This window comes from Nitrospira sp. ND1, assembly GCF_900170025.1.
Classification (GTDB): Bacteria; Nitrospirota; Nitrospiria; order Nitrospirales; family Nitrospiraceae; genus Nitrospira_A.
The window spans coordinates 356,727-376,705 of the sequence record NZ_FWEX01000005.1 but is presented as its reverse complement, the minus strand read 5'-3'; the positions used below and the strand labels follow the sequence as shown (position 1 = coordinate 376,705).

Annotated in this window: 13 protein-coding genes; all 13 read right to left on the bottom strand. The window is 60.0% G+C overall.

The features are described from left to right. Positions 1-14: 14 nt before the first annotated feature. The 13 genes from fliD to NSND_RS01800 all read right to left on the bottom strand — a co-directional run bounded on the left by fliD (position 15) and on the right by NSND_RS01800 (position 19,975). Complete coding sequence (gene fliD / locus NSND_RS01860) at positions 15-1,406, bottom strand: flagellar filament capping protein FliD (protein WP_080877347.1); 1,392 nt, start codon at positions 1,404-1,406, stop codon at positions 15-17. 27 nt (positions 1,407-1,433) lie between these two features. Next, on the bottom strand, positions 1,434-1,805 hold the full coding sequence (locus NSND_RS01855; RefSeq protein WP_080877346.1) for a flagellar protein FlaG: 372 nt from the start codon (positions 1,803-1,805) through the stop codon (positions 1,434-1,436). Between the two features lie 67 nt (positions 1,806-1,872). Then, positions 1,873-2,700, bottom strand: coding sequence for a flagellin N-terminal helical domain-containing protein (locus NSND_RS01850; protein ID WP_080877345.1), 828 nt, complete (start codon positions 2,698-2,700; stop codon positions 1,873-1,875). Positions 2,701-2,936: 236 nt separating this feature from the next. Continuing rightward, positions 2,937-3,479, bottom strand: coding sequence for a hypothetical protein (locus NSND_RS01845; protein WP_080877344.1), 543 nt, complete (start codon positions 3,477-3,479; stop codon positions 2,937-2,939). A gap of 44 nt (positions 3,480-3,523) precedes the next feature. Then, complete coding sequence (locus tag NSND_RS01840) at positions 3,524-5,200, bottom strand: glycosyltransferase family 9 protein (protein ID WP_080877343.1); 1,677 nt, start codon at positions 5,198-5,200, stop codon at positions 3,524-3,526. After that, entirely contained in the window at positions 5,197-7,014 is a 1,818-nt protein-coding gene (locus NSND_RS01835) for a CgeB family protein (RefSeq protein ID WP_080877342.1), read from the bottom strand. The genes NSND_RS01840 and NSND_RS01835 overlap by 4 nt, the downstream gene beginning before the upstream one ends. Then, positions 7,011-8,204, bottom strand: coding sequence for a glycosyltransferase family 9 protein (locus NSND_RS01830; RefSeq protein ID WP_159450578.1), 1,194 nt, complete (start codon positions 8,202-8,204; stop codon positions 7,011-7,013). Before NSND_RS01830 ends, NSND_RS01835 begins: the two co-directional genes overlap by 4 nt. Further along, positions 8,194-13,554 (bottom strand): glycosyltransferase, encoded by a 5,361-nt coding sequence (locus tag NSND_RS01825; protein ID WP_080877340.1) that lies wholly within the window; start codon positions 13,552-13,554, stop codon positions 8,194-8,196. Before NSND_RS01825 ends, NSND_RS01830 begins: the two co-directional genes overlap by 11 nt. A 10-nt stretch (positions 13,555-13,564) precedes the next feature. Next, positions 13,565-15,403, bottom strand: coding sequence for a thiamine pyrophosphate-binding protein (locus NSND_RS01820; protein WP_080877339.1), 1,839 nt, complete (start codon positions 15,401-15,403; stop codon positions 13,565-13,567). A gap of 25 nt (positions 15,404-15,428) precedes the next feature. Further along, the gene (locus tag NSND_RS01815) at positions 15,429-16,937 is read right to left on the bottom strand and encodes a B12-binding domain-containing radical SAM protein (protein ID WP_235000132.1); all 1,509 of its coding nucleotides are present in this window, start codon (positions 16,935-16,937) and stop codon (positions 15,429-15,431) included. Beyond that, positions 16,921-18,045 (bottom strand): pyridoxal phosphate-dependent aminotransferase, encoded by a 1,125-nt coding sequence (locus tag NSND_RS01810; RefSeq protein WP_159450577.1) that lies wholly within the window; start codon positions 18,043-18,045, stop codon positions 16,921-16,923. The genes NSND_RS01815 and NSND_RS01810 overlap by 17 nt, the downstream gene beginning before the upstream one ends. A gap of 95 nt (positions 18,046-18,140) precedes the next feature. Then, a complete protein-coding gene (locus tag NSND_RS01805; RefSeq protein ID WP_080877337.1) occupies positions 18,141-18,902 on the bottom strand; it encodes a sugar phosphate nucleotidyltransferase in 762 nt (253 codons plus the stop codon). 2 nt (positions 18,903-18,904) lie between these two features. Further along, positions 18,905-19,975 (bottom strand): GHMP family kinase ATP-binding protein, encoded by a 1,071-nt coding sequence (locus NSND_RS01800; protein ID WP_080877336.1) that lies wholly within the window; start codon positions 19,973-19,975, stop codon positions 18,905-18,907. Positions 19,976-19,979: the final 4 nt, after the last annotated feature.

Genomic DNA, 19,979 nt, shown 5'->3' with positions numbered 1-19,979 from the left:
AATGACCTTATAACTTATCTGAGCGCCTGAAGGGCGCTGGTTTGTGATTGTAGTTTCTGTAACAATCCATCCAATGAGGCGAATTGAAGTCGCAGTCGCTCCTCATATTGCGAGGCGATATCTTCTTTGCGGCCGATTTGATCGGTGAGTCTGCTGATCTGGCTGGTGATGGAGTTTTTTCGAACCGTGAAGGCGCCGCTGTCGACGCTGTCGAGGAAGTCGACCGCTTTCACGATACGGTCTGCAATGCCGCTCGAGGTCGTCTGCGTCACAAACAAGGCCCGGGTGGCGACATAGTTGCTCGCCATCGCCGAGTCTAACTTGGCGTCATCAATAGTGAGTGTCCCGTCTCGTTCCGTTTTAAATCCAACCGCGCCAAGCGACTTATAGGTGGAGAGTTCACTGACCTCTCCGGAGATGGCCGTACGCAACTGGCTCAAGACGTTTTTCGCCGTGCTCTCGTTAAAGAAGATCCCGCCGGTCTTCGTCGTGATGTCGTACCCGGTCCGATCGTTGACGAACTTCACGATGTCGTTATAGGCAGTCACCAGGGTTTTGATATTGGTCTTGACGCTCGCGGGGTCGTTGCTGATATTCACCGTGACCGGTTCCGGATCGGGAGTCGTGACGGTTTTCGATTTGAGCGTGAGGGTGACGTCCGGAATCGCATCGGAGATGACGTTGGACGCGCGCTCGATGGAAATCGTGGTTTGGTCGGGATCGCCGATCACTACGATGGCATTCTGCCCTGCCTGCAGCGTATCGTTGCCGCCCGTCCCGGTCGTGTTCGTGAAATCGAGAGTGGTCGTATCGGTCACCACGGTGATGGTATTGGCCGCGCCCGATGCGGTTGCGGTTAACGTCAGTCGATAGGCCGGGCTTGCTTCCGTTCCCGTATTGATCACGGAGGCGGTCACACCGGCTCCCAGATCGTTGATCGCAGAACGAAGATCGTCGAGTGTCGCGCCGGCGCTGAGGGTGACCGTTTGATCCGTTCCGCTTCCGACCCGAAAGGTAAAGGTGCCGGCGCCGCTCGAGACTACTTCAGTGGTGCCGGAGACCGCCTTGACGGCTTTGTTCGTAATTTGATTGGCTTTGGCCAGCTGAGTGACTTGCACCGTATAACTGCCGGTCGCTGCTCCCGCGCCGGCTTGAGCCGTGAGAATGTTGTCATCGCTGACGGTGCTGGTAGATCGATTGAAGCTGCTGGGAAGCCGGAGGGCATTCGCGGCGCTCTGAAGCGCGAGCAGCTTGTTGCCGAGCGCGCCATAATCGGTGAGTTTGGTCTGTAGATCTTTCTTCTTCGCCGTCAATGCGTCGATGGGCAGGCGTTGGACTTTGGCCAACTCGGAGACGACTTGACCAAAGTCCACACCATTTCCTAACCCGCCGAAACTAATCGCCATGACATCCCTTTCATGTCGTGAAGCAGGTCACACCTTGTGGTGCAGGAGCAGCCCGGTCGGCGTCTCCAACCTCTTCGCAAGATCGATGACTTCCTGCTGCGGAATCTGGCGGATCACGGTTCCGGAATCCCCGTCCATGACCTTGACCACCACCCGATCCAGATCCGGATCGACGCTAAACTCCAATCTGGAGTCTGCCTTCTGGAACACCTCGCGTACCCGCGACAGAGCCTGTTCCAGATCCTTTCCTTTGACCTCCCCTTTGACCTCAGTCGTGGACGTCTCAGGTTCAGGGAGCTGGGCCTCAGCCTTCTTGTCAACGGCATGTTGAGGTCCGCTCTGGCTCGCATGGGTGGCGGCTGCGGGGAGGTCCTTGTGATTCGAAACCTGGTGGACCATGTTACCCTCCTCGGTTCAATCCGTGGATAGCCCTCCCATACGGGAGGGCTATCCGGCGGCTGATGCCTTATCCTCGCAGCAGCGCCAAGGCTTGCTGTGGCAACGAGTTGGCTTGCGCCAAAATCGCGATGCCGGATTGGGTGAGGATCTGGTTCTTCGTGAACACAGATGTCTCTTGGGCAATGTCCGCGTCCCGGATCCGGGATTCCGCTGCCGTGAAGTTCTCAGCCGTGACCGTCAAGTTCTGGATCGCGACTTCGAACCGGCTCTGAATCGACCCGTAATTCGCGCGGGCCGTAGCCACGGCGCTGATTGCGCTGTCGATATTTGCCAGCATGCTTTGCGCCGCCACCGCCGTCGATACGCTGGCGCCGGTCAATCCGACCGCCGCGACGTCGAGGTCGGCCAAGGCCACATTCAACGAATTGCCCGATCCACTCTTGAAGCCGATAAAGACTTCAAACGTGTTGCTGGCTCCGCTCAACAGCGGCTGACCGTTGTATTCCGTCGTCGTGGCAATGCGGTCGATTTCCGAACGCAATGACACAAATTCCTGGTCCAGATACGACCGCTCGGTCGTTCCCAGCGTCCCGCTGGCGGACTGAGTTGCCAGCTCGCGCATACGAGACAACAGGCTGCCGATCGTCGCGGCAGCGCCGTCGGCCACCTGCGTCAAGCTGATGCCGTCTCCGGCGTTCCGGTTGGCCTGATTGATACTACGGATCTGGGCGCGCAAGGTTTCGGACACGCCCAATCCGGCCGCGTCGTCCGCGGCACGGGTGATCCGCAAGCCCGACGACAACCGCTCAACGGAACGACCCAATTGAGCCTGGTTGATCGACAGGTTACGCTGAGCTGCCAGCGACGCAACGTTGGTATTGACTACTAATGCCATGACGTACTTCCTCCTGAAGCTTCCGCACTACTCTCGGAATCGCCAGCGTCCGTGCCGACGAGGTGGTAACCAGGCCTGGTGGAGATGTGGCCACATCCCCGCTGCGCCTCGCTACCGTATTGCTGTGCCCCTTATCGGTAGGCTGTCGGGAAGACTTAAGAGCGCCCTGGCAGGTAGGAAACGGGTGTAATAGGAGGCATCATCCGTTGAGCAGTCCTATCGGAGAACAACGGGCACTAAGCAGCCTGACTGGATTCAGTGAGCAGGGGTAATAATTCATACTCCAGCAGATCCGCGACCCGGATGGGGTCGGCGAAGGTTCGCGCGCCCAGGAGTTCTTGTATCCACGGGAGGAGCGGCGCGGATGACAGTCCTGCGACACCCTGTGCCTGACCGGCTTCCAGCATTTCGGTATAATCTGCAAGACGGCCCAGCCAGGCATCGATGGTTCCCACCTGCCCGGTTCCCGAGCGGAGCGGGCCGAGCAGGACCAGGCCATCGGCTCGCAACTGCGCGGCAAACCGGTCGATGGTCTGTTTCGCATCTGTAATGATGGCGTGCAGCGATTGAGACCGCCCGGACACCTCTCCCACATCTTGCCCCCGTTGATTCAAAAAGGCCGGATCCAAATCGCGATCGCTGATGGCCTTCCCGCCGACCGTCAACGACGTCACGATGCGATGTTGGGCATGAGCTTTGTCGCTGAGAAACGCCAGGGCGTTCATGAGAGAAGTGTCATCCGGTATCTGCCACTGTTCGCCATCGAGGGTGATATGCATGATCGGACTCCTTTAGCCGAGTGTCAAACGTACGTCTTCTGTCGCTATCCAATAGGCGCCATGGGAATAGCCATCCTGGTTCCACGTGGTGTGAAACCTTGCGGTGTCTTGAAAGCACGGAAACCGGCCGCGACCACATGCAGCCTGTTCTGCCAGCGCCGATAGGTGGCAAGACGGGCTTCGGCCATGCCGGTCAGTTCGTGGCCGTCGTCGTTGTGGGTATCCCGCACAAGGGCCACGGCCAGGGATGCGGTCGCCGGAGATTGGAGACTGAGCGCCACAACCGTCTGACGCTCCCCGCTCTCCTCAAGCTGCATCTGCTGCAGGGTACTGATCGGCAACGGCCGTCGGGCGGTCAAACGAACCAGTTCCTCTGCTCTGGATACCAGCCTGGCCGCGAGAGGCATAAGCCGATCCAGGAGTGCCATGCTCTCCTTCCAGTCGGGCGGAGGCTCCGAAACCATGGGTACCAGACTGGGACGACCCGTAAATTGCTCGAACCAGAACCGCCGCCAGAATCGGCCATACCAGCTGACCGTGGGATCTTCCCGTCCTGCATGAAGTTCAGTGCTTCCCAGCCCGTCCTCATCCACGCGGGACCGATAGATCTTGATGCCGGTTAATTTTTCTGGAAATGCGCCTCCATTGAGCATATGCAGGCACAGCGCGGCAATTTGATCCGGCACCAGCCGATCCTTGCAGGCGTGGTGCAAACAGACCTGATCGAATCCGCAGGGCGCGCACCCCATATCCGGCTGGACGATCCAATGCCCCGGTCCATAGGGACCCGTCTCGCGAAAGTCGACATGCCCGACCGAGAGATCGATCACCGGAGTGCCCACTCCTACTGCGAGGTGCATGGGGCCGGTGTCGTTGGTCAGCAGGAGTCGGCACTGGGCCAGCACCGCAGCGAGCTGAGGCAGCGTGGTCCGTCCGACCGCGTCGCAGAGAGGCCCGCGTCCACCGGCTTGCCGATAGGCCATCTGTGCGGTTTCAATCGCCTTCCGCTCGCTCTCCGTCCCGATAAAGACATATCCGACCGGTGTCTGCCGACTCAGCGCGGCCAGGGTCTGCCCGAAGAGTTCCGGTCGCCAGGCCTTCATAGGATCGCTGGCCCCGACTTGCACCGCCGTCCAGGGCATCCGTTGTCCGCCGTACGGTGCAAAAAAATCACGTGCCCATTGCGCCGTGCCCGGGGGAATGTCGAGCGACAAGGGTGCAAAGGGTCCGGTACCGCTTCCGCCCAAGGCGTAGATATCTACCAGATTGAAGTGATTGAACTGCCGTTGACTGTGCACATCGGTTAAATAGGCCATCCACGGGTTATGGATGGCCACGTCCCCGTCTTTCGGAGCCGCGATGCCTCGAATCTCTTTGGCGCCGACGTAGGAGGCCAGCAGTCCGCTCCGGCGATTGAAGGTCAAATTTACGACGCGGTCGTACCGGGCCTCGATTAACGGCGCCGCCCAGCCTGTCATCTCACGGTAGAGGGTCACGACATCCTTCGTTTGCGCGCGACTCTCGTCGACCAGGCGATGAAAGTCATACTCGATGATGTGTCGGAGGTGAGGCAGGAGTTTCGCGATCGGAGCGAAGCGTCGATCCACGACCAGATCGACGGCGGCTCCCGGCCACTCATGCTGGAGGCGTTGCAGCAACGTGCCCATTTGCACGAGATCGCCCATCCGGGTGATATTGATGAGAAGCACTTGCTTGCTCATAACAGATCGCGTGTCTCGCTCCGGTATTCATCCAACATCAACACCATCAATTCTTCCCGCTTGAGTGTCGCGGTCGAGCCTTTGCTGCGAATTCGTGCGGCGACATCCTTCAACTCAACCCGCTGTCCGGCAGGAAAGGCCTTGAGCAGCGATTCCAGCGGCGCATCTCCGGCGCAACGCGAGAGCAGGGCTTCTTGCTGTCGGTCTCCTCGCAGCACGGCCCCGACTCGATCGGGCTGAGACAATCCGATGTGTCCCAACAAGTCCCGCATCCGATGCACATAGGTATGCGCGCCCAAGACACGTGTGCGGGCGGCAGCGGCCATGGCTTGCCGAGCCGCCGGATCTCCGAGCCATTGCCCCACGAGTCCGGGAATGTCATCGAAGTTCCGGAACGAGACTAACTCCCGGTCGGTGAAAAATTCCGGCAACTGGGAGCGAGAATCGACGAACTGAAAGGCGCCGCAGGCTGCCAGTTCAAAAGTCCGTGGATTGACGAAATCAGCTTGCGGATCAAGGCCCGCGCCGGTCGTGGAATGGACATTCAAATTGATCGCCGTGGCGTTGAACACCTTCATGCAGGTGTCCGTATCGATCCGTGCGCCGTTGAGTTGGAGGACGGATTGGAGCTCGTCGGCTCCGTCCCACTCATTCCCCCAGAGTTTGAACGACCAGGGTCGGCGCAGCAGTGCCGGGAACAGACGCCGGCGATTCGGATACCCTGCGCCGACGAAGGAGACATCCGCACCATAGGTGCGCCGTTCCTCATCCGACAGATCCATCGGGCGATGCAGCTCGGGGTCAGCCGCCATGGGCAGAAAGCTGACCTGCCGAGCACCCGCCTGCCGGAAGGCATCGAGACAGGCCCCCCGTTGAAACACGAACCAGTAGTCATACCCCGGCGCCATCTGTTGCCAATAGGTCAAGTGGCGATAGTTCTCCACGAACCACATGGCGGTCAGCAACTTCTTCTTGCGGAGATGTTCGAGCACCGGCAACGTCAACGGGGCCTGAGCCAGCGACAAGACGAGGTCGGGAGGTGACTCGGCCAGAGAGGCCAAGGTCCATTGGCTCAAGACTTCGGCCATGCGACCTTGCATCAGTTGGCGATTGCGCGCATCTTTCAGCGTCCCCATCGCCTCATAACTTGACGCATGCACACTGTGATCGATCCAGTGCACCTTGTGCCCGAGGGTTTCCAGAGCCCGTCTCACATAACGCGCAATCGGCAGCGAACCGCCGTAAATGGGCCCCACCAGCGCAATCGTCAGCTGTCCACCCGCCTGTCGCGCGACTCCGCGACGTAAGGCTTCCTCGAACGCACTGTGGAAGTCTGAATCCGTGTGTGTGGCCGGAGCATAGGACAGACAGCGCAGGGCGCGGCCCGTCTTGCTCAGTCGGTCAGCGATCTCGACCGGCGTTCCGGAGAGCCAGCGAATGTGGTCGGTCCATGATCCGAGGGGCCGTGCGACGAGCGCATCATGAAATTCGTTGAGATCGGAGATCAGCACCGCGACCACAATGTCCGACGCCAGTCTTTTCCGAAGTGCCTCAACGTGGTACAGCAGCCCGACGCCGGCCACGACGACGGTTTCACCTTCCCGACAGGCGGGCGCATGGGTTTCGGCCCAGGTGTCCGCTTCGCGGAGCGGATCATAGGCGCTGTGAATCCACCGGCCGGATCGTCGCGCCGAAGGCACGCCGCTCCGCGCCGGCTCGATCGTGAGTGCGCCGCCCGCCGAGGCCTTCACCGCCGCAGCGAGAGGCTCATCCCTTAGGGCCAACCGGGCAACGTTGTCGTTGAACATATTCATGCGGCAACCGATTCGCACAGTGTCGGAGAGAGGTTTCGCCAGACAGTCGCGCGGGCGCCCTCGACGCGCTCCTGCTCTGAACCGTCATCAAAACTCGTCCCCCAGTGGTCCATACGATTCCTCCAGAGAGTCCAATCGGCCGCCGCACGACGCTGGTCGTCGCAGATCAACGCGATACTTTCCCTGATGGGCCAGCTGTCAGGCGGGGCCTGCGTGGCATGTTGATACACCCAATGCCCTTCTCCGTATGGGCCGGTTTCGTGCACCCGGGCATGAGAAAAATAGAATCCTATGGCTCGACTTCCCATCAACGTCCCCAAATGAAGCGGACCGGTGTCGGCTCCGATTACCCATCGGCACTTGTGGAGGAGCTTCATCAACTGAGGGATGCTTGTGCGGCCGGTCGCGTCCCAGACACGCCCTTGGAGCAACGTGGGAACCAATTCGAGAATGGCCTGTCCGGTTTCACGCTCGCGTCCGCTTCCGATCAGCACGACCTGTCCTGCGTCTGTCTGTGTCAGAAACTCTTTGGTCCATCGGCCCCATGTGGCCGGTGAGACACAACGATCCGTCTCTCCTGCGCCGGTGACCAACGCGATCCAGAGACCCTGCCGTTCGCCGATGGGAGCGAGGTCGTCGGGAAGCTCGACGGCCGGAGGCTGGAAGAGCGGCGCCCGACCTCGTGGCCTGACTCCACTCATGCCGCACCAGGCATCGGCCAGATGCACCCGATTGTTCCCACGGTGTGTCGCGATATGCCGGAGATACTCGGCCCATGGACGTATGCGCGCCTCTGAACGGTCGTCCCAATCCGCGCGCACACTCGGGCTGGAAAATAGATGCGTCAGCAGAAGGCTACGGTTGTGTTGATTCAGCGGGTAGATCCGGCCGTAGGTGCTCTCCCCGAGCCCTGCAAGATACGCCTGCGCGGCGCGAAGAGTTCCGTGCGGGTCTTCCGACCACTGCTCGCCCCAGGCCCGCCATCGCGCGCCATCCCAGGGAATGACACGGCCGATGTTTCGAGCTTCACCAAGGACCGTTGCCAAGGGGGCCGAACAAAGGACATCCAATGGCGTTTCAGGATCGGCATCCACCAAGGCTTCGATCGCAGGAAGGGACTGCACCAGATCTCCTAATCTGGCCAGTTGGATCAGCATCGCCCGGCTGTTTTGTGTGGACTCATGCAGCATGGTCTGGAACCAGTTGGCCCTCGGCCTCGGCCAGTTGCCTGGCCAGTTCGTCCATTCCTTCGAATGTCGGGGACAGTGCGCGCAGCCGTTCGAATTCTCGTTGCGCGTCCCCTCGCCGTCCGGATCGCAAGAGCACCCCTGCCAAGGCAAACCGCATGGCGACATTGCCCGGATTGCGGGCGACAAATGCCGCGAGTCGCGAGGCGACCGCCTCCCACCGTTGGAGCATGGTTCCGCATCGGAGCAGCCAATGCATACATTCTTCGTCGTCCGGCTCATTCGCACAAAGGGCCATCAATTGCGACCAGGCTGCTTCGGCCCGCCCGGCACCCATCGCCGCCATGACGATGCCCAAGGAGGCTTTGCGTGAATCGGCACCGGAGAGTTTCGCCCGCTCGAACGCCTCTTCCGCCTGCTGATACGCGTTGCGTTGCATGGCCACGATCCCGCGCAGCAGCCAACCTTCTCCATGCGAAGGGTCCTGTTGCAGCAGCGCCGTCAAATGGAAGTCCGCCTCATCGAACACACCTGTTTCCAGCGCTTGTTTCGCCAGTCCGATACGGGCATAGGCGTCTTCCTCGAAGGTGAGGATGCGTCGCCAGAATGGAATAGCCAGTTGGGGTTGGGCGACCCCGAGACAGACGAGCACCCCCCAACGCAGGATCCATGGGTCTGCGGGCCACTCATCCACGCGCGCGAGGAAGGCGGAGACGGCATTGAAGTCGCGGCGAAGAGCTGCCCCCTGGACCTCCGCCAGGATCGCCCGTTGGGTCTTGGTCTCCGGGTCGGCAATCACTTGAAGACGGTAGCTCAATATGCCGTCGGTGACATGCGTGTGAATGGCATATCCATCTTCAAAGTGCAGGAGATCTTCATCCGTCACCCACCAACAGGCGCCCCAGCGCTCCCGGAGGCGTTGGCTGTTGTCGAGTTCATGTATTTTCCTGCCCGGTGTCTTGCTTTCCAGGTGATAGAGCACACTCTTGGGTTGATAGACGATCTTCCACTCTTGCTTCCGAATTTTGAGACAGAGATCGACATCCTCAAAGCCGTTTCGATAGCCTTCGTCGAATCCATCCACCTGCTCAAAGACGCTACGGCGCACGAGCATGCATGCGGCGGTGACGCACTGCAATTCGCGCCGTCTGTTTGCACAGGCCGCCTCGGCGCGACCTCCGCGATACATATGGTAAGGCATCAGACATTCACGTGAGAAGGCAACGCCGGCATGTTGGATCGACCCGTCTTCGAAGAGGAGTTTGCTGCCCACCACCGCCACATCCGCGTGGGCGCGGATGTCCTCGACCAGCGCCGACAGCCATCCCTTCAATGGAATCGTGTCGTTATTCAGAAACACCAGGAATTCGCCGCGTGCCGCCCGCGCGCCCTGATTGCAGGCCTTGGCAAATCCGAGGTTCTCTTCGTTGCGGATCACTTGTACGTCACCCCCGAGCGTCCGGAGAAAATCCTGCACGCCGTCCGTCGATCCGTTATCGACCAGAATCACTTCATAGGTTACGTCGTCGGTGACCTCCGCCAGCGCCGTCAGACATTGCCGGGTCAAGGCCGCATTGTTCCAGACGGGAATAACGATCGAGCAAGCATACGATGGCGTTTTTGCCCGGCCCTTCAGCCCCGCCAAATGGTGTCGTTGTGCCTCCAGCATTGTCGGCTTCGCCGCCACGTACGGAAAGTATTTTCGATAAATGATATCGGTGGTGCGGCAGAAGGCATCGTGATCGTGACTGGTCATCGATGAGCCGTCGGTTCTCCACGTGAACTCTGCGGTCGTCTGCGCGATGTGCGCAAAAGGATAGACGGTGGCGAGCCTGATCCAGAGATCCCAGTCTTCATGGACGAACAGACTTTCGTCGAACAAGCCCACCTCATCGAGGCAGGACCGCCGGTGCATCAGACAGAGCACCGGAATATAGTTGTGAACAAGCAGACGCTGAGCATCGAACTCATAGGAGTAGGGCCGGTCACGACGCAATACCGTCGCCTCGGCTCCCGCTTCTTGTTCGGTGACACGCCAGGCATCGGTGTAGGCCACCTGATGGGTGCCACGTTCGAGAAAGGCGACGAGCGTGCCCAGGTGATCGGGCAGGAAGCGGTCATCGTCATCGAGATAGGCGACGTAGGTCCCGGTGGCATGGCGAAGACCGGTGTTGCGCGCCCCTGCCAGTCCCCGGTTGCGGTCATGATTCACAAGCGTCGTTCGTCCGGCACGGTTCATCTCAGCGACAACGGATTCGACCGGAGTCGTGCCGTCATTGACCACGATCACTTCGAAATCCTGGTACTGCTGAGAGTTGAGACTCTCCAAGGCCATGCGCAAGCGGTCCGGCCGGTTATAGGTCGGCACAATCACCGACACCATCGGTCGTCGTGTAAACGGCACCGGGTGCGTCCCCGTCGCCGCCGTGCGACGGCAGGCCCAGACCTGATAAATGGGCATGAGTGTCTTGGTTCGATAGTCATGGGCGGTGGCCGCCGGGAAATACCGGAGGGAAGGCACTTCGATCGGAATGCGTTCCAGTCCCAAATGATGAAAGCCACCGTCGGCCAATAGTTGGCCCAGCTGCTGCTCCGTCACCCAATCCTCAACGGGCTGATTGGGCGGAGCGATGCGTCGCCATTCTTCCCACACATCCCCGCGCGGAGTCGTCAGAATGAGATAGCCTTCACTGGTGAGGAGCTGCGCCAGTTGGCTGACGAACCCCGGCTTCTCTGGATGGGGGACATGTTCAATGACTTCTGAACAGAGCACGATATCGAACGGCATGAAGTCCGGCCTGGCCAACACCGTCTCGGGTGTGCCCGCCTCGAACCGAATGTGGGGAAACATCCGACGCGCATGCTCGACCACGCCGGCCACCGGCTCGATGCCTTCACAGGTCCCATAGACTGTCGCCAGATTCGTCAGCCATCCTCGACCACAACCCACATCGAGAATGCGTAGCGTGCGACCGGGAGTCTCGCGCCGCGTCTGTCGCACGACATGTTCAAGGAACGACGCAATCTTCGACCAGCGCGCCGCTTCATCGGCGTTCGGTTCGGGTGTCGACCAAGCCGGTTTGTTCACGAATAGGTCTACATAAAAGGCATTCTGATCCATAGACACCTTGGCTGATGGGTGGGAAATCGGGTCTGCCGTCGGCAACCCTGTGGCGGACGGCGAGGATTGAGCTGCAGGCGCCGGAACCGTGGTCTGGGCTGCGGATGGGGAGTTTGCCTGTTCCGACAAGCCATAGTCCGGAGTCTGTCCGGTGCGAATCCACTCCAAGGTTCCCTGAAGGCGTCGTTCGGCTGTGTGATACCGTTTGATCTTGCCCTGCGCCCGCTGAGCCAGGGACTCGGCCAATGCGCGATCATGCAGAATCCGGTCGATCTGCCCGGCAAGGGCTTCAGGCGCATCCTGGGGGAACAGCAGGATGTCTTTCTCCGGTTCGAAGAGTCCCCTGTTCTTCGGATGCCCGGGAATGTCCCAGGAGATCACCGGTCGACCGGCCGCCATGGCTTCGATGACCCGTCCGCCATAAAATTTGGCGAGGCTCGGCAGGTTCACGATAGCCGGCCATTGAGCCAGGTGCCCCATCCACTCGTTGAATTCGGCGAGGCGGATCTGTTGCAAGGATTGAGCATATTCCCGGATAGCCTCGTCGGTGACTGCATGGCCTTCTGCCAGGTATTGGGCCGCGACTTGCTGCAACTGATCGAACAACTGCTGATTGTTCGTAGGAGGCTGAGCCCCTTTCGCGTATTGCAGACGCCTGCTCAGTGATGGCTCACTCACCCAATGCTGCCGCCGCCCATACGGCGTTCCATGGAAGACAGCCTGTGGCTGGGTCGGAGCGCCGGCGGGAGTAACGATGAACCGTTCCGGAACCATCGGCGGCCACCAGAGCACGTTGGCGAATCCACGCGTCCGGAGCTCGGCGGCATCCTGCTCGTCCGGCGCCAGCACATGGGTCAAATAGGGAAGTTGCGCTTCCAAGTGTGCGGCACGACCTTTCAACTGTGGCGCCCAGGAATAGTCGTCCGCATCGTAGCGAAGCGACTCCATGAGGACCCCGACTCGCACCGGCGCCAATTGAGCGACCCATTCCAGCGTAGCCTGGTCGAGAGGCGTATGGATGAGCCAGAGCCATACCTGATCGAAGTGCTGACCGGCCAGGGCCTTCCTGGCATGGTAGACCCATGACGCAGGCGTGGAGCAGGCGTTCTCGGCGATTGCCGGCACGGTGACACACTCGACGCCGTTCGCCCGCAAACCTTCCTGCACACCGAAAGCTGCGCTATAGGTCCAAGGGCGTGCGGTGGCCCAGGTTTGGAAATCCAATTGAATCAACAGGGCTCGTTGCCGAGGAGCGGCGACAGAAGCTCTGGAAACTGCCGAAGCAGTCCGGACCTGTTCGCCGCGTTCCGCTCCCCTGGGCACAGCCACACTCGCCGGTCGGCTTCGTTGTTCCCGCCAGCGTTGAAACTCCTGATCCACCGTGGGGTCCCGGCGAATGAGATGAGCGGGAATACGATCCTCAGAACAGCGCGCCGGTGACATGTCGAAGCGTTCCCAACCAGTGCCGCGTTTTCTCACCGCCCAGCACCCTGCCACTTGGGACACTTCACCGAAGAGTTCCCCCACGGCCAACGTGACGCCGGGATGATATTCGTGCCCCGATCGCGGATCGCGAATGTAGTCCGACTCGATCTGAGTGCGGGCATAGGCCTGGTCGATTTCGAATGATTGACGTTCCAGATCGTCACCGCACAAGACGCCCCCATCCTTGATCAGGCCCCCGGCCGCCTGAATATCCGCCAGCACTGCCGCATAGGAGTGGTCGCCGTCGACAAAGACGAGATCGAAATAGTTCCGCGGAAGGGCCGGCAACATGGCTGTGGCGGCCCCTCTAAGCGGAAGGACCAGCCCCGCATGGCCGGCAGTGGTGATGTTATGCAGAAACAACTCGTAGATCGTATCGTTGGCCAAGGCGTCGGACATCTCACGGTACACGGCCGCGTCCGGCCGCTTCTTCACATCGAAATACGGCTTCCAGGGATCCACACAGACGACACGGCCGTCGGCTCGATGATGCCGGGTCAACGCCTCGGCCCACGTAATAGCCGATCCCCCGGCCCATGATCCCACCTCAAGAATATGAAACGGACCTGCACCTTGCCGGGAGGCCTCCAGCCGCACCAGTTCCTGCATCACTACGTGGCGAAGCGGGAGTCCTTGCGATGCCCACATCACCCGACCGAAATAGGGACGCAGCTGTTCGCGGCAGAATTGGTAGTACTCAACGTCCAGCGGAGTCACTCGGTTTGTCTCACGTGCACCTTGCGACATATCAGTCCCCTTACGGCTGTGACCGATCGTTCCGGCGAACGACGTCCGGGTATTCCGGGTTCATCCAGCCCTCAGCCGGTTCGATAACCATGTTGGCTCGGAATTCTTCACGCGGCAGATAGGGATACATATCCTCGATGGGCGTCTTCCATCCGAAGATCCTGGGCTCGTAGGTGTGGAATTCATGCATGTCCACATCGCAGACCACCGGCCCGTCGAATTGCAGTACCTCTTCAATCTTCGCATCCATCTCGGCATGGTTGTGGATGGCCACCGTCTTGATTCCGTAGGCCTGCACGATCTTCAGAAAATCGGGAGGGTTGTAGCCCTTCGGCCCGCAGGCCTCCGCGCGGCCCTGAAAATTGGTCTCCTGGTAGGCCTTGGTGATTCCGTAAATGTGATTATTGAGAATGAAGGTTTTAACTTTGACGCCGTAATTGATGAAGGTCTGCAGTTCCTGAGGATTCATGTTGAAGCCCCCGTCCCCGATGGTGCAGACCACTTGACGGCTTGGCGCGGCAAACCAGGCACCCATCGCTCCGGCAAACGAGAATCCCATGGGAGAGTTGCCGTTGTTCGTGAGATTCCGCTGCCCGTATTTAGTTTCAAAGGCATGGTTGCTGACGACGATATTGCCGCCGCAATCCCCGACGAGAATATCCGTGGCACCCATCTTTTCGGAAAGGCGACGCATGAATGCATAGGGGTGCACCCGCTCACGCTGGGCGAAAAATTCAGGCCGGACGGGATCGTACTGGCGTTTCCATTCCATCACCCGTTCTGTCCAGCCCGAATAGTTCGGCAATGGTTTGCTCCGCCGATCGAGGGCGATCAACAGGCGCTGAGTGAACACCTTGGCGTCGCAGAGAATGTTCACATCGAAAGGAACCTGCTGAAACTTCCGTTGCACCATGGCCGGATCGATTTCCACCAGGAACTTCTTGGCCTGGCGCGCAAAGCTTTGGACATTGCCGCCGGTAATGCGGCCGGAGATACGGCTGCCGATCGACAGCAGCAAGTCACTGTTTTGAATTCCGAAGTTCCGGCCGGCTCCCCCGTACGTGCCGACCCGGCCGCCGTAGTTTTCATAGTCCGAGCTGATCACGTCCAAGGCATTCCAGGTCGGAAAACAGGGCACGTTCAACCGCCGTCCCAAGGCGCGCACGTCATCCTGGGCATCCGCGAGGCGGACGCCGCCGCCGACGAGAATGACCGGTCGTTCAGCATGTTGGAGCTCGGTGATAAACCGGGAGATCTGCTCATCGACCACCGTGAGGTCGAAACTCACGGCGGCCGGGGGCTCGAAGCCGATGAGCTTCTTGGCATCGATCATCGTCTTTTGGACATCGAGGGGAATATCCAACAGTACCGGTCCCGGCCGTCCTTCCTGGCAAAGCCACAGCGCTTTCTCCAGCTCATACCGAACATCTTCGGGCTTCAGAATCATTTTCGCGTACTTCGTGACCGGAGCCGCCATGGCGACGATGTCGGTCTCCTGGAATCCGATCTGGCGAATGGCAGGATCGGGCCGGAGGAACCGGGAATTGATCTGGCCGGTCATAAAGACGCAGGGCACGGAGTCATAAAAGCAGTTGCCCATCGCCGTGAGAAGATTCATCCCGCCCGGTCCGCTGGTGGCGATGGCTACACCGGGCACGCCCTTCACTTTTGCATAGGCCTCGGCTGCAAACCCGCCGGCCTGCTCGTGCATGACGGCGACGTATTCCGTGGCGGCGGTGCGTGTAAACGCATCGATCAGGTCACCGTTGGCGGCGCCGTAGACCACGAACATCTTGTCGATTCCGCGCTCCGCCAATGTATGAATGATGAAGTCTGCAACCTTGATCATGACCGCTCCTTTCCCCTCTCTGTCGCTACGCAACTGCATCGGTGACCACATCGTGATGACGACGGCGGACCTGGTGCCGGCACATGCCCTCTACATGGGTGGCGACCTGCGCTCCGAATGTCTGCCGGAGCATGCCGAGATAGTCCGGATGGGTGAAATACTCCATGAATGCGCGATCCCGGAACGCCAACACCTGTGTGGCCGTGAGGCTGTCGGTCGGCAAGGGAGAGCACTCGTAAGCATGTTGCGAATAACCGATCCATCCGGGGCCGCCTTCATCATCCGGCAGCGTCCAGTGCTTCTGCTTCGCCAGGTCATACAGCGGCGAGCCGGGGTAGGCCATGGCACAGTAAAAGTTGGCCCATTCCGTATTCAGCGTGAGGGCCAAGTCCAAGGTCGCGCGCATACTCTCCATCGTGTCGTCCGGTAGGCCGAAGATATAGTTGGCCGCTACATGAATGCCGTACGAGCGGATCTTGTCGACCGTCGCCACAATGTCCCGTTCGACGAAGCGGCCCTTTTCGACGCCGTCGCGGACATGCTGGCTTCCGGATTCGATGCCGAGCCCCAGCCAGGTAAATCCCGCCCGCGCGAGTTTCGCCAACACTTCGTCCTGGACCGTGTCCACCCGGGCGTAGGCCCAGATATTGAGCCGGTATCCTCGTTCGATGATGCGATCGCAAATGCCGATCACATGCCGCCGATTCAGCACAAACATTTCATCGGGGATTTTGATATTGGTGACGCCATAGTCCCGGACCAGCCGGTCGATCTGCGCAATGACATTGTCCGGGCTCCAGGTCCGTAACATGGGAGTCCCGAAGGGTGAATTGATACAACAGAACGAACAGGTGAAGGGACAGCCCAGACTCGTCTGCAACGACGCGTACGGAGCCCGCGCCTCAAGATTGCCGAAGCAATGCCAGTTGTGGGCGCGATAGCGGGTCATGTCGAGGAGATCCCAGGCCTGCCCCGGCACCTCGCAATCCAGATTCGTCAGCAGTTGCGCCGGCGCATTGCCGACCGGCACACCCTTCTCCATGTGCCATAAGCCGGGAACCTCGCGAAGCGAATGTTGCGGTGCGCGTAAGGCAATCACCAGACCGAGAATCGTGGCAGGACCTTCTCCCTGGCAGACATAGGTATAGGGCTCTTCCAGCAGGGTGCGCTTCGGCAGGGCCGACGGGTGAGTCCCCATCACGAGCGTGGGAATATCGGCCAGCGCAGTCAGGATTTCGCACACCTTCCGGCCGGCCGGCATACATTGTGTGGAGGCGGACGGTTGTTGCCCATAGATCACGAAGACCGCGAGTCTCGGCGCAATGGCGGCGATCCGATCCGCCGTCTGCTGGTGGTTCAACCCCTCTGCCTCGGCATCCAGAATGGCCACGGAGCAGCTGTGTTGTCGCAGGAAGGTCGCGATCAAACCAGACCAGACCGGCGGTTCGATGGCGGCGAAGTCCCGGCTCAACTCCTGATACACCTGTACCCGACTAGGCGGGGTGATCAGCAACACGTCAAGCGGCTTGGACACGGCAACCTCCCAGTTGTTGCGCAAAGGCGATCGTACGCGACAGGCCTTCGTGCACATCCTCTTCCTGCCCGCACACGGCTATGCGAATGAACGACGCGTAGGCTTCGCCGAAACTACGGCCTGGGGTGACCGCCGTATGGTGATCGTCCAGTAGTCGCCGGCAAAAGGTCATATCGTCGAGCCCGGTGCGCGCGATATCGACAAACAGATAAAACCCTGACTCCGGCTTGTGGCAATGCAGGATGCCGGAGCGGTTGATGCGGTCGTGGCAGGATCCGATGAGGCGGGAGCCGCGTGATCGAACCTCGTTCGCATAGGTATCGAGTACCTTCATACCGGCCAAGCAACCCAGTTGAGTAAACAGGGGAAGACAGGAATAGAGGGTGGAATTGGAGAGCGCGAGTTTTGCCGCCACCGCCTCATGGGCGAAGGCATATCCGGTTCGAAACCCTGGGATCGAGCACACCTTTGAAAAGGACGACATCGCTACGACGTATCCGGCTCGCGCCGAGGCGAGGGTCACGAACGAACCATCGAAGGTCAGATCGGCGTACGTTTCATCGCTTAACAGCCAGATGCCCGTCTCTTCACAGCGTGCCGCAAGCGCGCGCAGAATCGTCGAATCGTAGAGGGCCCCCGTGGGGTTGTTGGCGTTGTTGACGACAATCGCCCTTGGTCCGGCAGCCAGCGCGTCATCGATGGCCTGTCGGGTCAGGTGAAATCCGTCGCGCTCAGAAAGCGGCACCGGCCTGACCTGAAGTCCCTGATGCGTCGCAGCGGCCCAGTAGGAGGGAAATGCCGGCGTGAACAGCACCACGCGATCGCCGGGATTGCAGGTGATGTCCAGAAACTGATGAATCAGGAGATTCGCAGGGCTGATCACGACCTGGGAGTCGGTCAGCGCCTCGCCCGTCAACGAGGTGTATCGAGCCGCCAACGCGGCTCGTAATTCCTTCACACCGGCCATCGGCGCATATCCCAGCTGTTTCTCGCGGAGCGCCTGCACGGTGCCGTCGACGATTTCACCCGGCGGAGCCATGCGGGGATTGCCGAGTTCCAGATGATAGATGCGATACCCCTGCCGCTCCAGGGCTTGAGCCCGATCCATGACCCGGAACATCTCCTGCCCGATCAGGCGTTCACCTCGCGATGAAAATGCCAATCGGCGCGTTGTCTGTGAACCCGGGACTGTCCGATGAGCCATTACAACAGCGATCCTTGTTCCTGATGCATAGATGTGACCGGAAAATGAACTGACGGGTCTTTCCAGACCTCGCGAAAATGCACGAGGCGTTCGGGGGTGCCGATGTCGTACAGCGCGCTGGCTGTGACAAATCCATAGAACGGTTCGGTGACCAGCTGCGGAAGTAACTCGCGCTCCAGTGACCAGGAACGACTGTTCGGAAACAGCGCCTCGACGGTACGATCGAACAGATAGATGCCGGCATTGTGATAGCCCGTCGTTCTGGTGCGCGGCTTCTCCACCATGGACAGGACGCGGTCGTCCTCCCCTAACGTGACGGCTCCGGTATCTTCCCGTGAGTCGGCTTGGGTGACCGCGATCGTCGCGCGGGCGCGTTTACGGGTATGGAACCGCAGGAGTCGCTCCGGATCGAGCTCACAGAGGGAGTCTCCGTTCAGCACCAAAAATGGATTGCTGCGAACGAGCTTCATCGCTTGCGCGACCGCTCCGCCCGTTCCCAGCGGAGCGGGGTCGCGGACGAACAGGGTTTCATACCCGCCTCGATGGCGGCCAAACCAGTCCTCGATCATGTCGCCCTTGTATCCGGTGCTGAAAATAAACCGACGCGTGCCATGGCGCAGAAAATGTTCGACGAGACATGCCACAAACGGGCGGCCATGAATCTCCGTCATCGATTTCGGGCGATCCGCCACGACAGATTGCAGGCGTGTACCGAGCCCCCCGCACAGAATGACCACATCGCAATCCGCAAACCGGCCCATCTTCACGCTGCCTTTCCGAGTAACGCGGCCTTCAGTTGGGAGGCCGTATCAGCCGAGTTGTGAGCCCACACGTCGTCGAGCATGAGATGATCTTCCTGATAAAACACGATCTGTGTACCCAGGCCTTCAAACTTAAACGGAACCTGCAACAATCCTGGCAGAGCGCTGCGAATCCGCTCATGGTCCTCCGGCTTGGCAAACAGGAGCATGAACCCTCCGCCTCCGGCGCCCAGCAACTTTCCGCCCAGTGCGCCGGCCGCCCTGGCCGCCGTGTAAATCTCGTCGATGGCCGGAGTGGTGATCCGTGACGTCAAGCGGCGTTTGAGCATCCAGCCTTCGTGCAGCAGGGTTCCAAACGCAGCTAGGTCGCCGCCGCCGGTGAGGATCGTGATGCCCTCTTCGACCATTTCCAGCATGGCAAACAGTTCGGCTTTGCGTTGACTCGTGCGATCGATCTGCTCGCGAGCCACCTCCGACGCAATCCGCGAAAACCCTGTGAAGTAGAGTTGCAAGTGGCTCTGAAAGGCGGCAAGCCGGTCGGGTTGCATGATGATCGGGGTATGCCCGATCTCTCCGTTCTGAAAAAACGTCGCTTTGCAGAGACTGCCATGCGCCGCGAGCACTTGATCCTGGCAACCGACGGCTTCGCCAAGCACGTTCTGCTCGACATGGATGGCCGCTTGGGCCAGCTGATCTTTGCTGGGCATGATGTGTTGAAGGGCATAAAGGGTGTGGAGCAGGCCTACCGTGAACGACGAGCTCGAGCCTAAGCCGGTTCGCGCAGGCAGATCCCCGTCGTGGTGAATCTCCAGGCCGTCGTTGATGTTGAGATACTTCAGGACTCCGCGAACGGCGGGATGTTCGATCTCTTCATTGTTTTTCACCAGCTCGATACGCGAATAGGCAATGCGCGACCGGTGTTCGAAGAACGGCGGCAGGCGGCGGCAGCTGATGTAACAATACTTGTCGATGGTCGTGGCGAGAACGGCTCCGCCATGTTCACGGAACCACACGGGATAATCGGTGCCGCCACCGAAGAAGGACATTCGGAACGGTGTTCGACTGATAATCATCGAT

Bases quoted from the DNA above. Each gene is read 5' to 3' on its own strand.
- NSND_RS01845 (WP_080877344.1), bottom strand. From the start codon at position 3,479: ATGCATATCACCCTCGATGGCGAACAGTGGCAGATACCGGATGACACT.
- fliD (WP_080877347.1), bottom strand. From the start codon at position 1,406: ATGGCGATTAGTTTCGGCGGGTTAGGAAATGGTGTGGACTTTGGTCAA.
- NSND_RS01800 (WP_080877336.1), bottom strand. From the start codon at position 19,975: ATGATTATCAGTCGAACACCGTTCCGAATGTCCTTCTTCGGTGGCGGC.
- NSND_RS01805 (WP_080877337.1), bottom strand. From the start codon at position 18,902: ATGGGCCGGTTTGCGGATTGCGATGTGGTCATTCTGTGCGGGGGGCTC.
- NSND_RS01810 (WP_159450577.1), bottom strand. From the start codon at position 18,045: ATGGATCGGGCTCAAGCCCTGGAGCGGCAGGGGTATCGCATCTATCAT.
- NSND_RS01855 (WP_080877346.1), bottom strand. From the start codon at position 1,805: ATGGTCCACCAGGTTTCGAATCACAAGGACCTCCCCGCAGCCGCCACC.
- NSND_RS01825 (WP_080877340.1), bottom strand. From the start codon at position 13,554: ATGTCGCAAGGTGCACGTGAGACAAACCGAGTGACTCCGCTGGACGTT.
- NSND_RS01850 (WP_080877345.1), bottom strand. From the start codon at position 2,700: ATGGCATTAGTAGTCAATACCAACGTTGCGTCGCTGGCAGCTCAGCGT.
- NSND_RS01820 (WP_080877339.1), bottom strand. From the start codon at position 15,403: ATGATCAAGGTTGCAGACTTCATCATTCATACATTGGCGGAGCGCGGA.
- NSND_RS01840 (WP_080877343.1), bottom strand. From the start codon at position 5,200: ATGAGCAAGCAAGTGCTTCTCATCAATATCACCCGGATGGGCGATCTC.
- NSND_RS01830 (WP_159450578.1), bottom strand. From the start codon at position 8,204: ATGCTGCATGAGTCCACACAAAACAGCCGGGCGATGCTGATCCAACTG.
- NSND_RS01835 (WP_080877342.1), bottom strand. From the start codon at position 7,014: ATGAATATGTTCAACGACAACGTTGCCCGGTTGGCCCTAAGGGATGAG.